This window comes from Acinetobacter lactucae, assembly GCF_013122135.1.
GTDB classification, from domain to species: Bacteria; Pseudomonadota; Gammaproteobacteria; order Pseudomonadales; family Moraxellaceae; genus Acinetobacter; species Acinetobacter lactucae.
Genome location: NZ_CP053391.1, coordinates 1,836,974 through 1,857,821, shown reverse-complemented (window position 1 = coordinate 1,857,821; position 20,848 = coordinate 1,836,974). Strand labels below are relative to the sequence as shown.

18 protein-coding genes are annotated in these 20,848 nt (G+C 36.4%); 4 read left to right on the top strand and 14 right to left on the bottom strand.

All coding sequences use genetic code 11. From position 1 onward, the window contains the following. Nucleotides 1-245: 245 nt before the first annotated feature. The 10 genes from actP to HLV59_RS08555 form a co-directional block, all read right to left on the bottom strand. The gene (actP, locus tag HLV59_RS08600; RefSeq protein WP_016145390.1) at nt 246-1,898 is read right to left on the bottom strand and encodes a cation/acetate symporter ActP; all 1,653 of its coding nucleotides are present in this window, start codon (nt 1,896-1,898) and stop codon (nt 246-248) included. Further along, nucleotides 1,891-2,202: a DUF485 domain-containing protein gene (locus HLV59_RS08595; protein ID WP_016145391.1), complete on the bottom strand. Its 312-nt coding sequence runs from the start codon at nt 2,200-2,202 to the stop codon at nt 1,891-1,893. The genes actP and HLV59_RS08595 overlap by 8 nt, the downstream gene beginning before the upstream one ends. 27 nt (nt 2,203-2,229) lie before the next feature. After that, on the bottom strand, nt 2,230-3,864 hold the full coding sequence (locus HLV59_RS08590) for a long-chain-fatty-acid--CoA ligase (protein WP_171429758.1): 1,635 nt from the start codon (nt 3,862-3,864) through the stop codon (nt 2,230-2,232). A gap of 144 nt (nt 3,865-4,008) precedes the next feature. Next, the gene (locus HLV59_RS08585) at nt 4,009-5,892 is read right to left on the bottom strand and encodes a sigma 54-interacting transcriptional regulator (protein ID WP_171429757.1); all 1,884 of its coding nucleotides are present in this window, start codon (nt 5,890-5,892) and stop codon (nt 4,009-4,011) included. 23 nt (nt 5,893-5,915) lie between these two features. Beyond that, nucleotides 5,916-6,683: an SDR family NAD(P)-dependent oxidoreductase gene (locus tag HLV59_RS08580; RefSeq protein WP_171429756.1), complete on the bottom strand. Its 768-nt coding sequence runs from the start codon at nt 6,681-6,683 to the stop codon at nt 5,916-5,918. A 19-nt stretch (nt 6,684-6,702) separates the two neighbouring features. Then, entirely contained in the window at nt 6,703-7,863 is a 1,161-nt protein-coding gene (locus HLV59_RS08575; protein ID WP_171429755.1) for an acyl-CoA dehydrogenase family protein, read from the bottom strand. Next, complete coding sequence (locus tag HLV59_RS08570; RefSeq protein ID WP_171429754.1) at nt 7,860-8,588, bottom strand: histidine phosphatase family protein; 729 nt, start codon at nt 8,586-8,588, stop codon at nt 7,860-7,862. The genes HLV59_RS08575 and HLV59_RS08570 overlap by 4 nt, the downstream gene beginning before the upstream one ends. Further along, nucleotides 8,581-8,925, bottom strand: a complete 345-nt coding sequence (locus HLV59_RS08565; RefSeq protein ID WP_081173708.1) for a hypothetical protein — start codon at nt 8,923-8,925, stop codon at nt 8,581-8,583. Before HLV59_RS08565 ends, HLV59_RS08570 begins: the two co-directional genes overlap by 8 nt. After that, nucleotides 8,922-9,911 (bottom strand): phosphotransferase family protein, encoded by a 990-nt coding sequence (locus HLV59_RS08560; RefSeq protein WP_062848810.1) that lies wholly within the window; start codon nt 9,909-9,911, stop codon nt 8,922-8,924. The genes HLV59_RS08565 and HLV59_RS08560 overlap by 4 nt, the downstream gene beginning before the upstream one ends. Nucleotides 9,912-10,185: 274 nt before the next feature. Further along, entirely contained in the window at nt 10,186-11,988 is a 1,803-nt protein-coding gene (locus tag HLV59_RS08555) for an acyl-CoA dehydrogenase C-terminal domain-containing protein (RefSeq protein WP_171429753.1), read from the bottom strand. Nucleotides 11,989-12,359: 371 nt separating this feature from the next. On the opposite strand from HLV59_RS08555, the gene HLV59_RS08550 reads away from it, so the two are divergent. The 4 genes from HLV59_RS08550 to HLV59_RS08535 all read left to right on the top strand — a co-directional run bounded on the left by HLV59_RS08550 (nt 12,360) and on the right by HLV59_RS08535 (nt 15,989). Continuing rightward, on the top strand, nt 12,360-13,202 hold the full coding sequence (locus tag HLV59_RS08550) for a phytanoyl-CoA dioxygenase family protein (RefSeq protein WP_171429752.1): 843 nt from the start codon (nt 12,360-12,362) through the stop codon (nt 13,200-13,202). A gap of 29 nt (nt 13,203-13,231) precedes the next feature. Beyond that, complete coding sequence (locus tag HLV59_RS08545; RefSeq protein ID WP_031948427.1) at nt 13,232-13,639, top strand: RidA family protein; 408 nt, start codon at nt 13,232-13,234, stop codon at nt 13,637-13,639. Between the two features lie 143 nt (nt 13,640-13,782). After that, nucleotides 13,783-15,165, top strand: coding sequence for an MFS transporter (locus tag HLV59_RS08540; protein ID WP_016145403.1), 1,383 nt, complete (start codon nt 13,783-13,785; stop codon nt 15,163-15,165). 104 nt (nt 15,166-15,269) lie between these two features. Next, on the top strand, nt 15,270-15,989 hold the full coding sequence (locus HLV59_RS08535) for a TorF family putative porin (protein ID WP_016145404.1): 720 nt from the start codon (nt 15,270-15,272) through the stop codon (nt 15,987-15,989). Between the two features lie 133 nt (nt 15,990-16,122). On the opposite strand, the gene HLV59_RS08530 is transcribed toward HLV59_RS08535, so the two are convergent. The 4 genes from HLV59_RS08530 to HLV59_RS08515 all read right to left on the bottom strand — a co-directional run bounded on the left by HLV59_RS08530 (nt 16,123) and on the right by HLV59_RS08515 (nt 20,820). Continuing rightward, nucleotides 16,123-17,307: an acetyl-CoA C-acyltransferase gene (locus tag HLV59_RS08530; protein WP_016145405.1), complete on the bottom strand. Its 1,185-nt coding sequence runs from the start codon at nt 17,305-17,307 to the stop codon at nt 16,123-16,125. Between the two features lie 286 nt (nt 17,308-17,593). After that, nucleotides 17,594-19,417, bottom strand: coding sequence for an acyl-CoA dehydrogenase (locus tag HLV59_RS08525; RefSeq protein ID WP_016145406.1), 1,824 nt, complete (start codon nt 19,415-19,417; stop codon nt 17,594-17,596). 12 nt (nt 19,418-19,429) lie between these two features. Then, nucleotides 19,430-19,906 (bottom strand): MaoC family dehydratase, encoded by a 477-nt coding sequence (locus tag HLV59_RS08520; RefSeq protein ID WP_016145407.1) that lies wholly within the window; start codon nt 19,904-19,906, stop codon nt 19,430-19,432. 2 nt (nt 19,907-19,908) lie between these two features. Next, nucleotides 19,909-20,820: an SDR family NAD(P)-dependent oxidoreductase gene (locus HLV59_RS08515; RefSeq protein WP_171429751.1), complete on the bottom strand. Its 912-nt coding sequence runs from the start codon at nt 20,818-20,820 to the stop codon at nt 19,909-19,911. Nucleotides 20,821-20,848: the final 28 nt, after the last annotated feature.

Genomic DNA, 20,848 nt, shown 5'->3' with positions numbered 1-20,848 from the left:
CCGCTTAGATGTTATTGAAGATGCTCAAGTGGTGCTTAATTTACCAGTTAAAATTTAGTAAAGCGATTAAAGAGTTACCCGTGTAATTCCTCATACTAATTTAATTCATGACTATGGAGCCAAATCTGTTAGCGATGCACCATCTAAAATAATGCTTTAGTACATTTTATTAACGTAAATCTTATTATAAAGAAAGCATGATAAAAACATCATGCTTTCTGATTTTTTCGAATTATTTAATAGACTTAATGCAAAGGCATTTTATCTAATGTACTTTGCTGAGCTCCTAGCTCAGAACGCACAACCTGCAATTCAAATCCTTGTCGATCTAGCACAGCTCTAGCGCTTTTATCGGTTAATGAAAAGAAGATGCTGACTAAAAAAGCTAAAGGCATCGAAAATAATGCAGGATTATCAAACGGAAATATCGCTTTTTCATGTCCTAATACTCCAACCCAAACTGTCGGAGATAAAACTACGAAAACAATTGCAGAAATAATGCCTGTAAAACCACCATATATAGCTCCTCGAGTGGTCAAATCTTTCCAATACATAGAAAGAATGAGTACAGGAAAGTTAGCTGAAGCAGCAATACCGAACGTGAGACCCATTAAAAAAGCAATGTTCATTTTTTCAAATAAGATTCCACATGCTATTGCGATCACACCTAAAACTACCACCGAAAGTCGAGATACGACCATTTCCTGTTTTTCAGTTGCTTTACCTTTCTTAATGACTTTTTGAAATAGATCATGAGATATTGCTGAAGCTCCAGCCAATGCCAAACCAGCAACAACCGCCAAGATCGTTGCAAATGCTACAGCAGATAAAAAGCCAAGTAATAAATTTCCACCAAGCGCCTTTGCTAGATGCATAGCAACCATATTACTACCACCAATGAGGTCACCACCTAATTGTCCACCTACAAAATAGTGTGGATTAGTGCCTACTATAGCGATTGAAGCTAAACCTAAAATACAGACTACAATAAAGAAATACCCAATGTAACCAGAAGCGTAAAACACTGAACGGCGTGCTTCAGCAGCATTTGGTACTGTAAAAAAGCGCATAAGAATATGTGGTAAACCAGCTAAACCAAAAATTAAACCAATAGACATAGATAAGGTATTAATTGGGTTTGATAGCATTGGTCCTGGTTCTAAGACTTTTTGTCCAAGTTTATGCGCATTAACGGCGGCCGTAGCCATATTATTTAGACTGAAACCAAATGCTTTAAATGCCAGAAATACTAAAACTGTTCCACCAAAGAGTAAAAGAATTGCTTTAACAATCTGTATCCACGTTGTAGCAAGCATTCCTCCAAAAATGACATATACCAGCATTAAACAGCCAACAAGAATGACTGCAATTTTATAATCTAATCCAAACAGTAACTTAATAAGCTGGCCTGCTCCCACCATTTGCAAAATTAAGTAGCAACACACCACGATGAGCGAGCCACAAGTTGCTAAAATACGCGTTCTTTGCGGATCTAAGCGATACGAAACAATATCCGCAAAAGTGTATTTACCAAGGTTTCTAAGTCTCTCGGCCATTAAGAAAGTTAAAATCGGCCAGCAAACAAAAAAGCCCGTTACATAGATAAATCCATCATACCCTTTAAAGAAAACCATACTTGAAATACCAAGTAGGGTTGATGCCGACATATAATCACCAGCAATCGCCAGACCATTTTGTTTAGCAGAAATTGAATTGCCAGCTGTATAAAAATCTTCTTTTGATACGGTTTTCTTGGCAGCTTTAAAGGTAATAAGCAATGAAATACCGACTACGCATCCAAACATGATGATTGCAGTCCAGTTTCTTGGTTCAGTTGGAGCCGCCCAAGCACCCGAGCTAAGTAAAGCGAGAATAGTAAAAGCTATATATTTATTCATAACGGTATTCCTTTCTTAATTTTTCTTTTTGTTTGTCAAAATATTGATTTGTAATGAAGATATATAAGCCTGTTATTAGCCAGCTCGATACAATAACAATTGCAGCAATAGGCCAACCAATTGTGACCTTGCTTGCTTCTAATGGCATTGCAAGCAACTCAGGGCGAAATGTGGCTGTTCCTATAAAAATAAAATAAATGCTAAGTACGATTAAACTTAAAAAAACAGCGAATCGGTTTCTTTGCTTCACCATCTTTTTAAATTTAGTATCTAAGACAATGTTTGCTTCCTGAGAGTAGTTCATATAAAAATTCCTTTTTTATGTAGATCATTATTTACATTCAGCAAAAGCACTATTGATGAAATAGTCGTGATACCGTTCTCTCAATATCTTTTTACTGATTTTTCCAGTCGGTGTATGAGGTATTTCTTCTACTAATATGGTTGCCGAAGGAATGGCCCATTTATGTAATTTAGAAGATAGGAAAACTACAATTTCTTCATGTTCAATAATTTGTTGTGGAGATTTTGGTACCAATATTAAAAGTGGGCGTTCACCCCATTTTGGATGATTGGCAGCAATAACAGCGGCTTCAGCAACTTTTTCATATCCCATTGCTGCATTTTCGACTTCAACACTACTTACCCACTCTCCTCCTGACTTAATCATATCTTTGGCACGGTCTGTAATATGCATATATCCATATTCATCTATGCACGCGATATCTCCTGTATCAAACCATGTATTATTTTCATCTAAGGTTTTGGGTTGATTGATATATTGCTCAGCAATCGTATGTCCTCGTACTTCTAAAATGCCTTCATGAACACCATCGTGAGGAAGTAATTGATGATTCTCATCACGTAATCTCATTTGAAGGCCAAAGATAGGTTTACCGCACTTAATGGATTGAGTTTCAATATTGTTTTTGATTTGATCTAGTCGATTACAAGTTCCCATTGAACTGGTTTCAGTCATTCCCCAAGCATTCTCAACAGCAACTCCATATTGGCTTAAAGACTCAATTAGCGAATATGGTGCAGCAGATCCACCAGAAATCGCACGTTTTAAACTGACTGATGAAATATGGTGATCTTCAAGATAATTTTTAAAAGAATTCCAGATGGTAGGAACAGCCATAGAAATATCGACGTGCTCCGATTGGATCAAATTGAAAATTTTCTCAGTCTGACCGGCAAATGAATGAGGCCAAACGATTTTTGCCCCTGATAAAACGGCGTTAAATGGCATTCCCCATGCGCTAATATGATAAAGAGGAACCAAAGGCATAATACAACTGTCATGCGTTAACCCAATCGCATTTGGCATGCTGAGTATTAACGCATGTAATACCGTACTACGATGTGAATAAAGAACACCTTTGGGATCGCCTGTTGTACCAGATGTATAGCAAAGTCCACTTGCACTTTGTTCTGGGATATCTGGCCAATCATATTGAGGCTGCTCTGAAGCAATGATCTCTTCATAAAACATAAAATCAAATTTTGCTTGTAGATCTCTATTAGGTTCACCTAGCACGATAAAATGCTTTATGACTGGCTTTATATTTTCATAAATAGAATCAAGCAATGCTAAGAAATCAGGCTCAATAATAAGTACTTCATCTTGAGCAGAATTGATAATTTGAATTAATTGTTCAGATGCCAATTTAGGATTAATTGTATGATAAATTCTTCCCGTACATGGGATGGCATAATGTAATTCAAAGTGCTGATATGAGTTCCATGCCATTGTTCCGACTTTAGCATCAGGACTTACACCTAATCGATCTAACACATTGGCAAACTGAGCAACTCGCCCGAAAGCATCTTTATATGTATATCGATGCTTAGTGACCCCATCTGCCTTTAAGGATACAATTTCGTGATCTGCATAAACTGTCAAAGCATGCTGCATTATTGAAGTAATATTTAAATTACAATGCATCATTAATCCATTCGTCATTCTTATTCCCTCACACAATTTAGCAACTGATTCAGATGCTTATATGAGTCAATGCAACTATGGTGCCAAATATTTTTATTATTATTTTCAACAACTTATTAAGTTTTATTATTTTTCTTTTTTGAAAAAATTTCAATTTTGAAATTAATTATTTATTAACTTCATTCTACGCCACAAAGTAGTTCGGCTAATTCCGAGTTTTTGTGCAGCAAGGTCTAAATCACCATCTACTTCTGCAAGTATTTGTTCAATTAAACTCAATTCCTGATTTACCTTTACCTCTTTCAATAAAGGTTGTGCAGTTTGATTCATTTGTGTCTGAAAGAGCTCTGGTAATTGTTGCTTTAAAAATTCTGGAGTTAAAATTTCCCGATCAAGCTCCAATAACACATTAATTCTTTCAACAATGTTCTCAAGTTCACGAATATTACCCGGCCAAGAATAATGATAAAAAGCCTGCTGTAAAATATTAGGCAAATCATCCAGCGTTTTCTTATACTTCTCTAAAAATAGATTTGCTAAATACAGAACATCTTCTTTTCGTTCTTTTAAAGACGGTGTATACACTCTTAGAATGTTTAAACGATAGTAGAGATCTGCCCTAAACGTACCATTTTGTACTAACTCTTCTAAATTCGCGTGGGTTGCAGCAATTACACGTATATCTAAATGATGACTCACCACTGAACCTAAGCGGTTAATCTGTCTCTCTTGCAATACCCTTAAAAATCTCGTTTGAAGATGTAATGGCATATCGCCAATTTCATCTAAAAACAGTGTTCCGGTATGCGCCGCCTCAATTAAACCAATACGCCCACTTTTTTTCGCTCCTGTAAAAGCTCCTTCTTCATAACCAAATAATTCACTTTCTAATAAACTTTCAGGAAAAGAAGCACAGTTGATTGCGACAAACGGCGCTTTATAACGACGGCTATGATTATGAATACTTTGTGCCAGCACTTCCTTGCCCGTACCACTCTCACCCGTAATGAGAATCGTACTATCGGTTTTTGCGTATGCTTTTGATAACTTGATAATCTGCTGGAAATTGGAATTTTGAGTGAAAATCTGGTCAAAGGTATATCTGGTATTAAAGTTCTTAGACGAAACCTTTCTAAATTGGCTATTAGATTGCTCTAAGGCATTTAACTCCTGCACTCTTAAGATATAGCCATCTATATAGTCATTTTTTAGCTTGGAAATATATACAGCAAGCTTTAAATTTTTAAATTGAACGAGTTGATGACTATTTTCTTGATCAATATCAAAGTTGAGCCCTTCAAAAATCTCTAATGCTGGTTTGTTTAATACATCTGAAGGATCTTTTTCGAGTAAAGCACTCATAGAGTTATTAATTAAAGAAATCTTTTTTTGTTGTGTGATAAAACAAATGCCTTCATTTAAGTGATTAAAAATCTCGGTCAAACGTAAAGTCGAGTACTGTTCCCTACGAATCTTTTCAAGGGTACGCGAAGCATTTTGCAGCAAGTCTTTTAAAGACGGCACACTAATGGCTAAATGCCCGACTAGATTTTCATTCAGTGCCAGCTCTACTGCAACAGGCGAACCAATAATGGCATCAAAGCCTTGCTTCTTAATTAAATGAATGGTTTTCTTGGCATCTAAATATGAGTCATAGTTAAATTGTTGTATATCTAAAGCAAAAATATCCGAATAGTTCTCAAGATCAACTGTAGACGTGTTCCCAACCAAAGCAATGCGCTTATATTGTTTTAAATTTGATATGGCCTGAATGACATCAAAAGTACCGGTTCGAATAACCTGAATATCTATATTTAATTTCTTTTGTAGAAAACTTGCTGTGGCTCCCGTACAAAGAAGAATCTGACAGCCATTTTCTACTAAAGTTTGAGCAACATCTTGTACATCCGAAATATGGCATTCCACCAAATCAATTTCATCAGAATCTACTTCATTTATTGCCAGCTCGACCAAAGAGCGAAAACCATTAATATTAGGTTTTTTAATATAGGTGACCAAAATATTAATTGGTTTTCGATTTAGCATTTTTTACTCCATTAAAAAACGTTTTATATAGGGGCAGAACTATGACCACCGTCGACTTTAATTTCGATGCCTGTGATGCCTTGGCCCGCTTGAGAAGCAAGTAATAGTAGAGGCCCATTTAAATCATCAAATTCTACAAACTTCCTTGTAGGAATCTTCTTTAAAAGCTGTTGCCCTGCTTCACTCGTTAAATATTCCTCATTAATTTCAGTAATCATATAACCTGGAGCTATAGCATTTACATTTATACCAAATCTAGCTAACTCTACTGCCATTACTTCTGTTAAATGACGTAATCCAGCTTTTGACGCACAGTACGGGCTAACACCAAGGTTAGTAGACTGAGAAAGAATTGAAGTAATGTTGATGATAGACCCTTTTTGTCCAGCTTTAATCATATGCTGCACAACTTCTTGAGTACATTGCCAAGGGGCTTTAAGGTTAGTATCTACAATCTTATCCCAGTCTTCATCGTTATAATCAAGAAAACGCTTGGTATCACCTACTCCAGCATTATTAATTAACACATCTATGGTCACTCCTTCTACTTCTAAGGCAGTGAGCATATCTTTTACAGCTAAACGGTCATTTACATCTAATGAAAAAGTATGAACTTTTACTCCAAACTCATTTTTGATATAGGACTCTAACTCTTTCAATCGTTCTAATCGTCTGGCACAAATGACAATATGAGCGCCTTCCTGAGCAAACAATTCAGCCATATGATGTCCCAAACCACTTGAAGCACCCGTAATTAAAATATATTTATCTTTTACGTCAAAAATATTCATTCTTTTATTCCTCCCTTTATTATGCCTGTTTCCCTAATAGCTTTTTAGCAATGCTCATGCGATGAACTTCATTTGCTCCATCATAGATTCTGAAACCACGAGCATCTTTAAAAATTTTGCAGACTACTGACTCATCCGTCATGGCCTGACCACCTAAAATCTGAACTGACCGATCCACCACACGCCAGATACCTTCAGAACTGATCACCTTGACTAAACTGGACTCGTAGTTTCCTTTCTCGCCCAAATCTAAGACCTGCGCGCAATAATGAACAGCTAATCGAGTCGTTAAGATATCCATTTCATTGTCGGCAAGCATAAAACCTACACCTTGATGGTCGCCTAATCTCTTACCAAAAGATTGGCGTTCACGTGCATATTGTGTAGCAATATCATGTGCTCTCTTGGCTTGTCCCAGCCATCTCATACAATGTGTTAAACGAGCTGGGGCTAGGCGAACTTGAGCATATTTAAAGCCTTTACCAATTTCACCCAAGACATTTTCTTTAGGTATACGTAAGTTCTCAAAGCGTAAAATGCCATGTCCTCCCGAAAAACATGAATCCATAGCATTCATACTTTTTTCCAATATAAAGCCATCAACATCCGTATTTGTTAAAAACATAGAAGCAGTGCCATCTTCCATCTTTGCCATAATAATAGCGACGCTTGCTCCTTCTGCTCCTGTAATTAACCATTTATGCCCATTAATAATATAATCATCACCATCAGCAATTGCGGTTGTTTGAAGCATAGATGGATCTGAGCCAGCACCCGGTGCAGGTTCAGTCATAGCAAAGCAAGATCTAATTTCCCCCGCGACTAGCTTTCTTAACCATCTTTCTTTTTGCGCATCATTCGCTACAGCATCTAATAAATGAATATTTCCTTCATCGGGTGCATGAATGTTTAAAGCAATTGGACCTAAAGCAGAATATCCTGCTTCTTCGAAAGCTACAGCCTTTTGCAGATGCGACCAGCCTAGGCCACCCATTTCTTGACTTGCATGGGGAGTTAGCAGCCCCCAACCACGCGCCCGACTCACCAATTCTTTACGTAAAGCTTCACTAGGGCCATGGCTATCTTGACGAGGATCATTTTCTAATGGAATTACCTCTTGTTGAATAAATTCTCTAACTTTCTGTTGTAGTTCTAATAATTCATTAGATAGCGTGATCATGAGCTGAGCTCCTTTAATTTAAAACCTTGGGTCGCGATATACGTTTCATACACATCATCCATAGCGCTATTAAATAGCTCATTTTTAATCAGATTATATGCAGTGAAGTTTTGGAGTTTGATTCGTTTACTTATAACAATTTGATTTTCAATCTTTAGATCAAGAATATTTAAACAGCCATAATCCTGTTCCTGCGAATAGACATCTTTGCAGTCATGCCCATATACCCAATTAATAAGTATTCTGTTCACAATATCGTGCGAAGAAATAAGAATATTCTGGTCTTTGTTCGCCGTTAAAATTATCTTTTCAAACCATGTCAGTACACGTGCAATAAAAAGAGACCAACTTTCACCTTGTACAAACAACTCAAGATTGTTTTTATGGAACTGATAGGCCTTTTTTATTTCCAGTTCGGCACGATCCAACGAAATTTCTCTTAAACGTCCCGCTTTAATTTCTCGAATATCATCAAATGACATAATGTCTTTAGGTTCGCTTTGATAGCTATTCAGAATCTCTGCGGTTTGTATTGAACGAGGCATGGTAGACGAATAAATTTTTTCAAAATTAATATCGCGTAATTGATGCGCTAAACCTTGTATTTGTTCTATTCCACGTTGAGATAACTGGGCAAATTTAGGATTAATCGGATTATTATCTGCATCAAAATATGAAACATGCCCATGACGAACCAAATAAATACGTAGCCGATGCTTATCCATGATGAGTCACCTTGGTTTCAGTAATTTTTAGGTCTTCAGAATTAAGAGCTTTTAATATTTCAAATGTATGCTCAGATTGTTTACCCTCACGTATATCGGCAATAAACAATTGAATAGCATCTTCAACATCTTTGATTGGAAAAGAAAAATAATCTTGCAAAATTCCTGAGCTATGTAATGAACAAGTTTCCTTTTGCAAAATATAAGCCTGCAAAATTTCAAAGCTTCGCATCAGCATTAACAAGTTATATTTCTGACTGCCCGATTGCGGTAAAAGCTCATTTTTAATCACTGCTTGACTTGCTTTGATCAGGTCAATCATTTTTTGCTCTTTCATTCTTTTTCTCCCAATATTTCCAAGATATTCTTTTCAAGGCGAGGAACTAAAAATTCCGTTAGGGCTAGTTCAAGTGATGGAGTAGTCATTTCATTGTTTCGGTCAGACTGCTGCATGGCAATAATTGCCCATCGAACATGAGACAGCACATGCCAGAACTTCATTTCAAATTCAGGGATATAGATATCGGAAATTTCAGCATAGGCTTTGGCAAAGTCTTTATATGAACCTATACCCCCTGCTATATTTTTATCTTGACCAAAACGCCAGCATTTTGAGGTAAACCAACCTATATCTTCTCTACGGTCACCCCACTGGGTAAACTCCCAATCTAAAATTCCAGAAATCTGATCATCATTAATCATGATGTTACCGATGCGGTAATCACCATGGACTAACACTAGATCATCTACTTTTGGAATATTGTTAAACATCCATTGAATGGCATACTCAAGAATTGGACGATGTCTTTTCAAGCTATCTAGCTGCTCTATAAAACTTTTAAGTTTTTTCTCTAAATATTGATCTCTATCTGGCTTAGGAAGTAATTTTTCTAATATTTCGTCTGATTGAATGGCATGTATTAAAGCCAGTTGTTTACCCATTTCTTGAGTAATTTTTTTTCGTTTTTCTTCTTCAGCAATTCGAACTAATTTATGGCCTTCTGTTACACCATCAATTTTTTTCATAATGAAGAAATCACTATTTAAAAAGTTAGGTGATTTTTCAAAATAAAGCGGCTGTGGCACTTTAATTCCAAAATGATAGAGACGATTTAAAAGTAAATACTCTTGTTCACGATCTGAACTGGCCTCTACGCTCGACTCAGCATTTTTTCGCAGAACTAAAGCAAAATCTTGAGTTTGAACGAGCCAATTTTCTTGAATAGCCCCACCACTCATCTTTTTCAACTGAATCTCATGAGGAATTAACCCCAAATTTTCCTGCAATAGGCCGCTCAATTGCAGTATATGGTTAGCATTCATTATTCACTCCTTGTAACTATATGCGGTGGAGCAAATTGCATGCCATTATTTTTTACATTAAAATTCAAACACTTAAAAAGTCAAAAACATTTCAAATATGAAATTAATTTCATATTTGAAATGTTTTTCATTCTAGAGCTTTAATAAGTGTTTTGTAAAAAAGTTAAATTTTGATGGATCAATTTTTTAAGCTTAAAAATATCATGATTTATTTTTTAGTGAGTTCACGAAAAGCTGCCGATAGTATTTATCAACAGCTTTGTATGAAATGAAATTAATCAAATTTGAATGATTGAGGATTTAGTTTAAATAATGATTCTGTATTTGATTTAATCAACGCTGAATGAGTTAAAGTTCTCGGTAGAATTCTATCAAAATAGAATTGCGCCGTAGAAACTTTTGCAGAATAGAACTCATCTTGGGTTCCTTGATCAATTTTATTTTGAGCTACAATCGCCATCTTTGCCCACAAATAAGCAAAAACCACGTAACCGGAATAATATAGATAGTCTACGGAGACTCCTCCAACTTCATCCAGATTTTCTGGATATTTACTTTGGATAAATGTGGATAAATCAAGCCATTCTTTAACGAGTAGATCAAGCTTTGATAGCATATTCTCTGTGAGACCCATACCGCGATGTTCTTTTGTAAAAGACTGAATTTCATCAGTTAATAAGAATAATAAGCTTCCCTTTGAACCAATGACTTTACGAATTAATAAATCGATTGCCTGAATTTCAGTAGTCCCTTCATATAATGTTGAAATGCGAACATCTCTAGCAATTTGTTCCATTCCATGTTCAGAAATATAACCATGCCCACCATAAATCTGCATACCATGTTTAGCAACTTCTACTCCCAATTCCGTTATAAATGCTTTTGCAATTGGAGTCAGTAATGCCAATTTATCTTCAGCTACTTTTTTTTCAGACTCATCTGTAGCTAATTCAGCAATATCCACATAAGTCGACAGATAATAAGCTAATGCACGAGAACCCTCGGTAAAAACTTTTTGTGTTAAAAGCATGTTCCGCACAGCAGGATGTTCAATAATTGGATCAGCAGGTAAATCCGGAAATTTAGGACCGGATATTGAACGCATAGCCAACCGTTCTTTTGCATATACCAATGCACCTTGATAGGAAGCTTCAGAGGCAGCTAACCCTTGTACCGCCGTAAAAACTCGTGCTGAATTCATGAAGGTAAACATGCAATTCAAGCCACGATTTTCAGGGCCAATTAAAAAACCTTTAGCATTTTCAAAATTTAATACACATGTTGCATTTCCATGGATACCCATTTTGTGTTCTATAGAACTACAGGTTACTCCATTACGGCTATCAATATTTCCATCAGCATCAAGATTAAATTTTGGCACAATAAATAACGATATACCCTTAGTGCCACTTGGAGCATTCGGTAAACGGGCTAAAACAATATGAATAATATTTTCAGATAAATCATGTTCACCCGCTGAAATGAATATTTTTTCCCCTGTAATAGCATAACTCCCATCGCTATTTGGGACAGCTTTAGTTCTGATTTGGCCTAAATCTGAACCTGCATGTGACTCAGTAAGGCACATGGTTCCAGTCCACACTCCAGAAACTAAAGGAGTTAAAAATTTTGTTTTTTGCTCATCTGTTCCATGATTCTCAATGGTATACATTGCTCCATGGGATAAGCCTGAATACATTCCCCAAGCCCAGTTAGTCGACGTCAAAATTTCTGAAATGGCGATCCATAATAATCCTGGGAACTCTTGTCCTCCAAACGCTTCCTTACCGGTTAAAGAGGGAAATCCTAATTCTATATATTTTTTGTAGGCTTCCTTAAAACCATCGGGTGTGGTGACCACTCCATCTTGAAGCTTACATCCTTGTTGATCTCCTATTTGGTTTAACGGATGCAGTTCTTTTTCACAAAATTCAGATGCTACTTCTAAATATGGGACGACTATTTCACGGGTCATTTTTTCTTTTGACTGAGGATATTGTGAATAGAGTGATTCAAAATCGAGTAAATCGCTTAATACAAAATTAATGTCACGAAGTGGTGCTTTATACATTGGCATATTAACTATTCCCTACATTTCAATTTTGGAATCAATATTCCTAATTGGGTCCTAATGTGATTGGATATTTAAAAAATTATTTCATCATACGAAACAATAGATTTTGGAAAGAAAATATAGTCAAAAAAATAAGAATAAAAATAACTACTGTGCATAGTTAATCATTTATTTAATTCATTTTATTCATTATAAAAAATTAGTTAAGCTCAAAAGATAGTCATAATTTGGGATAAATAAGAATTATAAGGATGTGGGTTTAACACGATGATAACTGCCCATAACTCTATATATTTAATAGTTATTTTCCAAAAAAACCTCACACAATTTGGAAATTAATTATTTTATTTATTAAAAGTTCAAAGGAATATGATATGGAAATTAAGCCTACCAAAACTCAAATAGAAGCTTTTCGTAATGATGGAGCTTTTCTTTTTGAAAATTGTCTTACTGAAAAGCAAATTTCAGACTGCTACGAAATATTTAAATGGAATATGGCTCATCCGGGGCCAAGTAATTTTCGTGCTTTAGATGGTACCAAACTTCAAACCCATATAGATAATGCAAATCCATTATCTAAAGATAAGTTAGATAATTTAGTAAAAACCTTGCCTTTCGGTAAGATTTTTCAAGAACTTTGGGGATCTGAAAATGTTTGGTATTTCGCTGAAGAAATTTTTGCAAAAGAAAATGGTAACAGCGGTCGAGGACCTTGGCATCAAGACACAGCCAACCTTCCATGGGCTGGCAAACATTGGGGTAATGCTTGGATTACTTTTCAATCTTTACCTAAGAAAAATTCTTTAGAAATTATTCGTGGATCTCATAATGGTATCCAATATGATGGTTCAAGTTTCAGCAATCCAGACGATCCAACAGAGCCATTATGGGGTGATGGAACTTACCCTCGCTTACCACATATTGATGAAGAACTATCAAAAGATCCAAATGCTTACGATGTTTTATCATGGGATTTAAAACCAAGAGATGTTGTGATTCTTCATCCAAGAGCATTACATGGCGGAGCTCCTGTCGACGAACAGTGTCCAACTAGACATACATTAGTTTTACGTTTCTTTGGCGATGATGCTACGTTTCGTTGTTTACCTACTTCAAATCCAAGCCATGCACGTAATGGATTTCTTTTTAGAGAAGAAATGGAAAAACTGAATGAAGGAGATCTATTTAGATCACCAATCTTTCAGAAAATTGCTTAATAAATAAAATCTTAAAAATGGAATAAAAAATGCAAAAACAATTAATTAACCCCGGTTTACGCAAAGAGAAACACTACGATCCATTTCATTTTTCTGCTGCTGTACGTGTAGGCAATATGATTTGGGTCTCGGGCTGTGTAGGTGAAAATCTTGAAACTGGTGTTCTAGAACCATCTATGGAAAAACAAGCCCGTCAGACCTTTGAGAACATAAAAGAAGTGCTCAATGCTGCTGGTGCAACAATGAGTGACATCGTGGAAATCATCACATTCCATACAGATCAAAGAGGAGAAATTGCTGAATTTATGTCTGTAAAAGATGAGTATTTGCCAGAGAATTATCCTGCTTGGACAAGTATAGGTGTATCTCAACTAGCTCGGCCAGAATTCAAAATCGAAATACGTGTAGTAGCGGTGATTGGCTGTGGAGATAAATAAATTTAGCTCTTAAAGCTGTAGATAATCACTTTCATACAAATAAGCCTAAATAAACCTCCTTAATAGAGTAAGAACAGGTATTTATGCTTAATTGTATATAAAACAATGGACTAAATTAAATAATAGTAAATGGAGTTTTTAATATGAGTAATTCAGGCCCAATAAATGATAATAGTAGTGGTGCCCAACTTCTTGCTCGCTTAGATCGTTTACCGGTTATGAGGATGCATTACTTTTGGGCATTATTGCTAGCAATAAATTTAATGCTGGAATATTACGATAATGCAATTTTTGCCTATGCTTCTCCAACGATTAAGGCGCATACGAATTATAGTACAGAACAAATTGGTCTTATAGGAAGTATGTTTTTCGTTGGTATGATTATTGGAGCCTTAGTGGGTGGAAGGTTATCTGATAAATTTGGACGGCGTTCCATCATGGTCTGGGCTACTCTTCTCTACTCATTCGGCTCACTTTTGACAGCCCTTTCACCCAACTATGAAATAATGCTGTTTTCGAGAACAATCACAGGAATTGGCGTACAGGCAGCAACCTCGGTTTTGCTCGTATATGTGTCTGAAATGTTTCCTAGTAATACTCGTGGTCGCTTTATGTCGGTGGTCACAATCGGTTTTGCATTTTCAGCTGTAGCCGCATCCGCTTTAGCACTGTTCTATTTACCCAATAGTGGTGATAATGCTTGGCGTCATCTTTTTTATGTAGGCAGTATTGGATTTTTCATTGCTCCTTTTATGCGTTTTTATATCCCTGAATCTGTGCGTTGGTACATTGCCAGAAAAAAATATCAACAAGCAGAAACCCTTATTAGCGAATTTGAGAGACAAGCGATTTTAAAAAATAAAATATTAGAAACGCCAAATATTTCATCTGTAGAACATTATAAAGAGGCAAAACTTTCCGATCTTTTCACAAATAAAACCGTTGTTCTTACTATTATTGTAATGGGTATTGGTTACTTCGGCTCAACATTAGCATACTACTTATTTGGCAACTGGGCGGTCTACTCTTTCGTCTATGGTTTAAAATATTCCGAAGAAAAAGCTTATTATATTTTCTTTATATGGAACGTGATCTACTGCGTAACTCCATTTATAACTATGTTTATACTTGATCGCTTTGAACGTAAGTCATTAATTTTAGCCATGTCAGCATTAACGACTATCCCTCTTATTATATTAGGAATATCAAATATAATGTGGGAATTAATCGTTGCTGGCGGTATTGCCTGCATAGTCACGGGCATCATTGTAAGTGGCTATTACACTTATATTCCTGAATCATTGCCTACAAAATTACGAGCATTAGGAAGTGGAATTATTATCTCCATTGGTCGCTTTGGAGGTGCAGTCTCTGGAGTTCTTGGTGCTTGGTTATTTACCAATGGTGGGATACAAGGAGTAATGTTCACTGCCGCAGCATTGTATATTCTATTCGCCGTTCCTGTGATGTTATACGGCCCCCTCACCACTAACCGCTCTCTTGAAGTAGTCAACAGTAAAGAATAAGCAAATAGTCTTCTCAATCAAACATATAGTTTAAAAAATCTTGCGATTATTAATCGCAAGCTAGGAAAACTCAACTTAATTTCATGATATTTAAGGAAAAAATCATGTTAAATAAAAAACTTATAATTGTTTTTTTAAGCTTTACCGCAACTTCACCATTGGTTCAAGCAGTTGAAATTAATAAGGATTTAAATCTAAATTTCACTGCTACGGCTATGTCAGAATATCGCCGTTCTGGTTTTGATCTGAGTGATGGTAAACCAGTAGTACAAGGGTTAGTATCTCTCGCTCATAAATCAGGGTGGGATATTTCTGCACAAATTTCCAATTATGATGTAGTCGTTGTACCAGCAAAATATGAGATCGCTTATACGGCAGGCTATTTTCATGCCTTTAATGAGAAAGTATATGTTTACTCCTCTCTAGGGCAAACTATCTATCCAAATTGGGCTGATGGCAACGTAACTGAATGGTTTATCAGTGCGAATGCTTATGGAGCTTTTTTTAATTACTTTTATGACTGGGGAAAAAACTCAAATGCCCAATATCGTTATATAGGTTATAAATATAATTTCCCTAATGACGTCTGGCTTGATATGCGTTATGGCTATAATGATGTAGGTATACAATTAAAAAATGAGAATGGTGATATCCGTCATAATTACAGTACACGCAAGGTAGAGTTAGGGAAAAAATATAATGATATTAGTTACACACTCGCTTATGCTGATACTGATTTAACGAATTCAGAATGTACACAGATCATGGCATATGGAGATAAATGTTCATCCACTGTAGTATTTGGTATAAAAAAGACTTTTTAATTAAATAGATAGAGAACTTTTCTTAGATAGGAAAAGTTCTCTTTTTTTATTCATAATAATTTAATTTGTTATAAAAATACTGTTTGCACCTTATTCTATTTCAATACAAACAGTAGTTGAGTAATTTTTGACTTTATACGACTTCAAATAATCCAGCAGCGCCCATTCCTCCACCAATACACATTGAAACCACTACAAACTTCACACCACGTCGTTTACCTTCAAGTAAAGCATGTCCCACTAATCTTGATCCTGTCATGCCATATGGATGGCCAATTGAAATACTCCCTCCATTTACATTGTATTTATTTGGATCGATGCCTAGATGATCACGGCAATATAGTACTTGGCAAGCAAAAGCCTCATTGAGTTCCCACAATCCAATATCATCTATTGAAAGACCATGTTGTTTAAGTAGTTTAGGAATCGCATAAATAGGACCAATACCCATTTCTTCAGGCGCATTTCCAACAACAGTCATTCCACGATAAATACCTAGAGGTTCGATCCCCAACTGTTCTACTAATTTTCCATTCATTACTACACAAGCGCTTGCACCATCGGATAGTTGACTCGCATTTCCAGCAGTAATTACGCCCCCTTCAATGACTGGAGATAAACTATTTAATGACTCTATCGTAGTACTTGGACGATTACCTTCATCCTGACTTAACGTTACTTCTTTAAATGAAGATATCCCGGTAGTTTTATCCGTTATCATCATCTGAGTTGTCATTGGAACAATTTCATTATCAAATATTCCAGCTGCTTGTGCGCGAGCTGTACGCAATTGTGACTCTAAGGCATACTGATCTTGAACTTCTCGAGAAATGCCATATTTTTTTGAAACAAACTCTGCGGTTTCTAACATTGGCATATAAGCTGTAGGCTGATGGGCTAAAACATTAGGGTCCATTTCAGCTTTCACCCATTCCATATATCGGCTTTGTACAGCAGAAATATTTTCCTGACCTCCAGCAATAACGGTTTGCATACCGTCATACATAATTTGTTTCGCTGCGGTAGCAATCGCCATTAAACCGGATGCACATTGTCGATCAATTGTTTGAGCACCAATCACCGCTGGTAAGCCAGCAGCGAATAAACCATTTCGAGCGATATTATTTCCTGCCGTACCCGCATTTAAAACTGAACCAATAACAGCATCTTCAATACGATCAGGTTCAATGCCTGCGCGTTCAACGGCATGTTTAATAGCATGTCCTAACATCGTTGGGGAGTGCGTAGCATTAAAAGCACCTCTATATGCTTTCCCAATAGGTGTACGAGCTGTTGAAACAATTACTGCATCAATCATAAATCTTCCTTGTAAAAGAGAAATAAATAGAAATATTGCAATGGAATTAAGGTATTAAAGATATTCCAACTTATTAAAGTGGCACTAAGCTTATAAGGAAGTTTTATAAATTTTAGGCAAAGCAAATACATTGCCTCGTTAGGTAACGAAACTTATTTACTTACTTAGTCTACAAATTGAAATAAGAATATTTTTATCGAATAATCTATCACTACCTAATTTAGAATGGGCTTGAATTAGAAGTCACTTTTCATTCTAAAAATAATTGCTTATATATCTAAAATCCTTAAAACCATTGCTCAGGCATATTCAGTGGTGTTGTCTCCACTGGATCCAGTACTGCCAACCAACTGGATATTTTTGGCATTTCCCAGCCAAAAAAGTAATCACAAGCTGCCAATTTCCCATTTAAGAAATCGCTACTCGATGATGTCTTAATCATTTCATATATAGTTATTGCTTGATCTAACCATAACCACCCTACAACTAAATGCCCAAAAGCCTCTAAATAATTTGCAGCATTTGCTAACTGCATTTCTAAATCATCTAAGGCGTGTAATTGCTCAGTAACTTTAAGAATTTCTTGCCAATGATCATTTAGCTTTGTAGCGTGATTATGTAATTTATCTATTAAAAGTGCTTGGTGAACTGTTTTAGTAATCCGTTCATTTAACAACCTCATAGATAAACCATCATTTATACGTGTTTTACGGTCTAATAAATCGAGAGCTTGAATACCAAATGTACCTTCATGAATTGGGTTAAGGCGGTTGTCTCTATAAAACTGCTCAACGTTATATTCACGCGTATACCCATATCCACCATGAACTTGAATGGCCAAGTCATTTGCGACTAGCCCCCATTCAGAAGACCAACTTTTTACGACGGGTGTTAATAGATCTAGTAAAGCATTGATATTATTTTGTTCTTTTTCATCTTCAACAGATTTAATCTCATCGACCAATCTTGCTGCATACAAACATAATGCTAAAGCTCCTGATACATAAGACTTCTGTGCTAATAGCATTCTACGAACATCAGGGTGTTTTATAATTGGGACTTGAGAAGAATTAAGATTTCTGTCACTTTTTGGTCGCCCTTGTAGACGAGTTTTTGCATAATCAAGAGCATGCAAATAACCCGTATAACCTAATGCCGCAGCTGATAATCCCACAGAAATACGAGCTTCATTCATCATATGAAACATATAAGCCAATCCTTTACCAGGTTCACCTATGAGGTGTCCTAAGGCTCCAGCTTCACCTTCAGGAGTAAACTTACCTTCTCCAAAATTTAAAACACAATTAACTGTGCCTCTATAGCCCATTTTATGGTTTATTCCAGCCAGAACTACATCATTTCTTTCATCTGGTTGCCCATCTTTATTAAGTAGTTTTCGAGGGACGGCGAATAATGATATAGCTTTAACTCCTGTCGGAATTTGACCATTTTCATCAGGAATTTTAGCAAGTACTAAGTGTAGAATATTTTCAGAAATTTCATGATCTCCTCCCGAAATCCACATTTTATTGCCAAATAGACGATATCGACCATCTCCATTAGGAACAGCACGTGTACGAATATCAGCTAGACTTGAGCCTGCTTGGGGTTCAGATAAACACATAGTCCCGAAACATTTTCCTGCTGCCATAGCAGTAATATAAGGCGAGATAATTTCTTTCTCCCCATATGTTATTAAAAGATTAGCATTCCCAATTGTTAAAAAGGCATAAGCTGCTGTACCCGCATTTGCACCCAGCAGATATGCCATACCAGCCCGTTCAATTGTAGTAGGAAGACTCATTCCATCCCATTCTAGCGGAAGTGCAGCATTCATTAATCCAGCTTCAGAAAATTCGCGTAATGCTACTCCCACTTCTGGATTTACCGTGACCTTTTCTCCATCAAAGCTAGGTTCATTACTATCGTTTTTCTTATTGTGTGGGGCAAATAGATCAGTTGCTAAACTTTCATAAACATTTAAAACTGAAGTATAGTCAAAACGATCTTGACCAGAAAAACGTGTTCTCTGGTTTAATAGGTCTACTTTTAACCAGTCAAACAATATAAAATCCAAATCGCTACGAGACAGAATAAGTTCATCTACCATGGAAAATACCTACTATAAAATGAGAAGTGATAACCATTCTGCGACAAGCGCAGGCTTAGTTTCGTTTTCAATTTCAACACTTACATCAACAACCATTTGATAACGGCCAAGAGACTTCTCTTTAAGTGATTTTAATAAGAATTGGCCCCTTACTCTTTTTCCACTATGAACTGGATGAATAAAACGTAAATTATTCATTCCATAGTTTATAGAACTCGTTAGCTCTTTAATCTGCGGCAAAGCTTCTGAAGCCATAGCAGATAACAATGATAAGGTAAGGAACCCATGGGCAATTGTGCCTCCAAATGGACTTTTACTTGCTGCCTCCGTATCGACATGAATGTATTGCCAATCTCGTGTTACATCTGCAAACGCATTAATTGTTGCTTGATCAATAGTAATCCAATCAGACATTCCAAGTACTTCGCCTTGCAGTTCAAAAAGTTGAGCAATTGAAATCGGAGTTTTATTTGAAAGAGTATCACCCATTTTTATTCCCCTACTTTTAAACCCGCTTTATCCAACTCTAAATTACCTTGAATAAAACCAGATGTAGGGACGATTTCACCTGCACGATTAGATACTTCATTTAATCGCTCTAACAATTTATGTGCTGTCTCGTCGCTGTTTCCAATGTGAATACCGTGAGTCAATGTAATATGTGCAGCCTCGAAACTTCCCGCTCCTGCACATAAAATCATTCTTGTTGGAGCATCTTCGCTCACTAACACGGCGGCAGCTGGACTTACTGCAGCAGGTGCAAGTGCTTTAAGAGATTCATCAGGTAATAAACCTTCCAACATGCGAGTTGCTGCCGTAGGTGCAAGGCAATTAACCCGAATATTGTATTTTTCTCCCTCAAGCGCTAGCGTTTGCATTAATCCCACTAGCGCCATTTTTGCAGCACTATAATTAGACTGACCAAAGTTCCCATATAGGCCAGAAGAAGAAGTAGTCATTACTATACGACCATATTTTTGCTCGCGCATAATATCCCATACAGCCTTAGTGGAATTTACAGCTCCCATCAAATGCACATCTATAACAGTTCGAAAATCGTCTAAAGACATCTTGGTAAATGTTTTATCACGCAGGATACCTGCATTATTAATTAAAATATCGACACGCCCCCAGCGGGACATTGTTTGCTTTACCATTTCTTCTACTTGGGCTGCATCAGTTACAGATGCGCCATTTGCAATTGCTTCACCGCCTGCAGCAATAATTTCATCTACTACTTTTTGAGCAGCAGTAGTTGAACCGCCATTACCATGAACATCACTACCTAGGTCATTTACAACAACTTTTGCGCCTAAGCGTGCCAATAATAAAGCATGCTCTCTTCCAAGGCCTGCACCTGCACCAGTCACAATTGCTACACGATTTTTTAAATTAATTGTCATGATTTTTTCCTAAATAAATGAATAAGAT

Bases quoted from the DNA above. Each gene is read 5' to 3' on its own strand.
- actP (WP_016145390.1), bottom strand. From the start codon at position 1,898: ATGAATAAATATATAGCTTTTACTATTCTCGCTTTACTTAGCTCGGGT.
- HLV59_RS08595 (WP_016145391.1), bottom strand. From the start codon at position 2,202: ATGAACTACTCTCAGGAAGCAAACATTGTCTTAGATACTAAATTTAAA.
- HLV59_RS08590 (WP_171429758.1), bottom strand. From the start codon at position 3,864: ATGACGAATGGATTAATGATGCATTGTAATTTAAATATTACTTCAATA.
- HLV59_RS08585 (WP_171429757.1), bottom strand. From the start codon at position 5,892: ATGCTAAATCGAAAACCAATTAATATTTTGGTCACCTATATTAAAAAA.
- HLV59_RS08580 (WP_171429756.1), bottom strand. From the start codon at position 6,683: ATGAATATTTTTGACGTAAAAGATAAATATATTTTAATTACGGGTGCT.
- HLV59_RS08575 (WP_171429755.1), bottom strand. From the start codon at position 7,863: ATGATCACGCTATCTAATGAATTATTAGAACTACAACAGAAAGTTAGA.
- HLV59_RS08570 (WP_171429754.1), bottom strand. From the start codon at position 8,588: ATGGATAAGCATCGGCTACGTATTTATTTGGTTCGTCATGGGCATGTT.
- HLV59_RS08565 (WP_081173708.1), bottom strand. From the start codon at position 8,925: ATGAAAGAGCAAAAAATGATTGACCTGATCAAAGCAAGTCAAGCAGTG.
- HLV59_RS08560 (WP_062848810.1), bottom strand. From the start codon at position 9,911: ATGAATGCTAACCATATACTGCAATTGAGCGGCCTATTGCAGGAAAAT.
- HLV59_RS08555 (WP_171429753.1), bottom strand. From the start codon at position 11,988: ATGCCAATGTATAAAGCACCACTTCGTGACATTAATTTTGTATTAAGC.
- HLV59_RS08550 (WP_171429752.1), top strand. From the start codon at position 12,360: ATGGAAATTAAGCCTACCAAAACTCAAATAGAAGCTTTTCGTAATGAT.
- HLV59_RS08545 (WP_031948427.1), top strand. From the start codon at position 13,232: ATGCAAAAACAATTAATTAACCCCGGTTTACGCAAAGAGAAACACTAC.
- HLV59_RS08540 (WP_016145403.1), top strand. From the start codon at position 13,783: ATGAGTAATTCAGGCCCAATAAATGATAATAGTAGTGGTGCCCAACTT.
- HLV59_RS08535 (WP_016145404.1), top strand. From the start codon at position 15,270: ATGTTAAATAAAAAACTTATAATTGTTTTTTTAAGCTTTACCGCAACT.
- HLV59_RS08530 (WP_016145405.1), bottom strand. From the start codon at position 17,307: ATGATTGATGCAGTAATTGTTTCAACAGCTCGTACACCTATTGGGAAA.
- HLV59_RS08525 (WP_016145406.1), bottom strand. From the start codon at position 19,417: ATGGTAGATGAACTTATTCTGTCTCGTAGCGATTTGGATTTTATATTG.
- HLV59_RS08520 (WP_016145407.1), bottom strand. From the start codon at position 19,906: ATGGGTGATACTCTTTCAAATAAAACTCCGATTTCAATTGCTCAACTT.
- HLV59_RS08515 (WP_171429751.1), bottom strand. From the start codon at position 20,820: ATGACAATTAATTTAAAAAATCGTGTAGCAATTGTGACTGGTGCAGGT.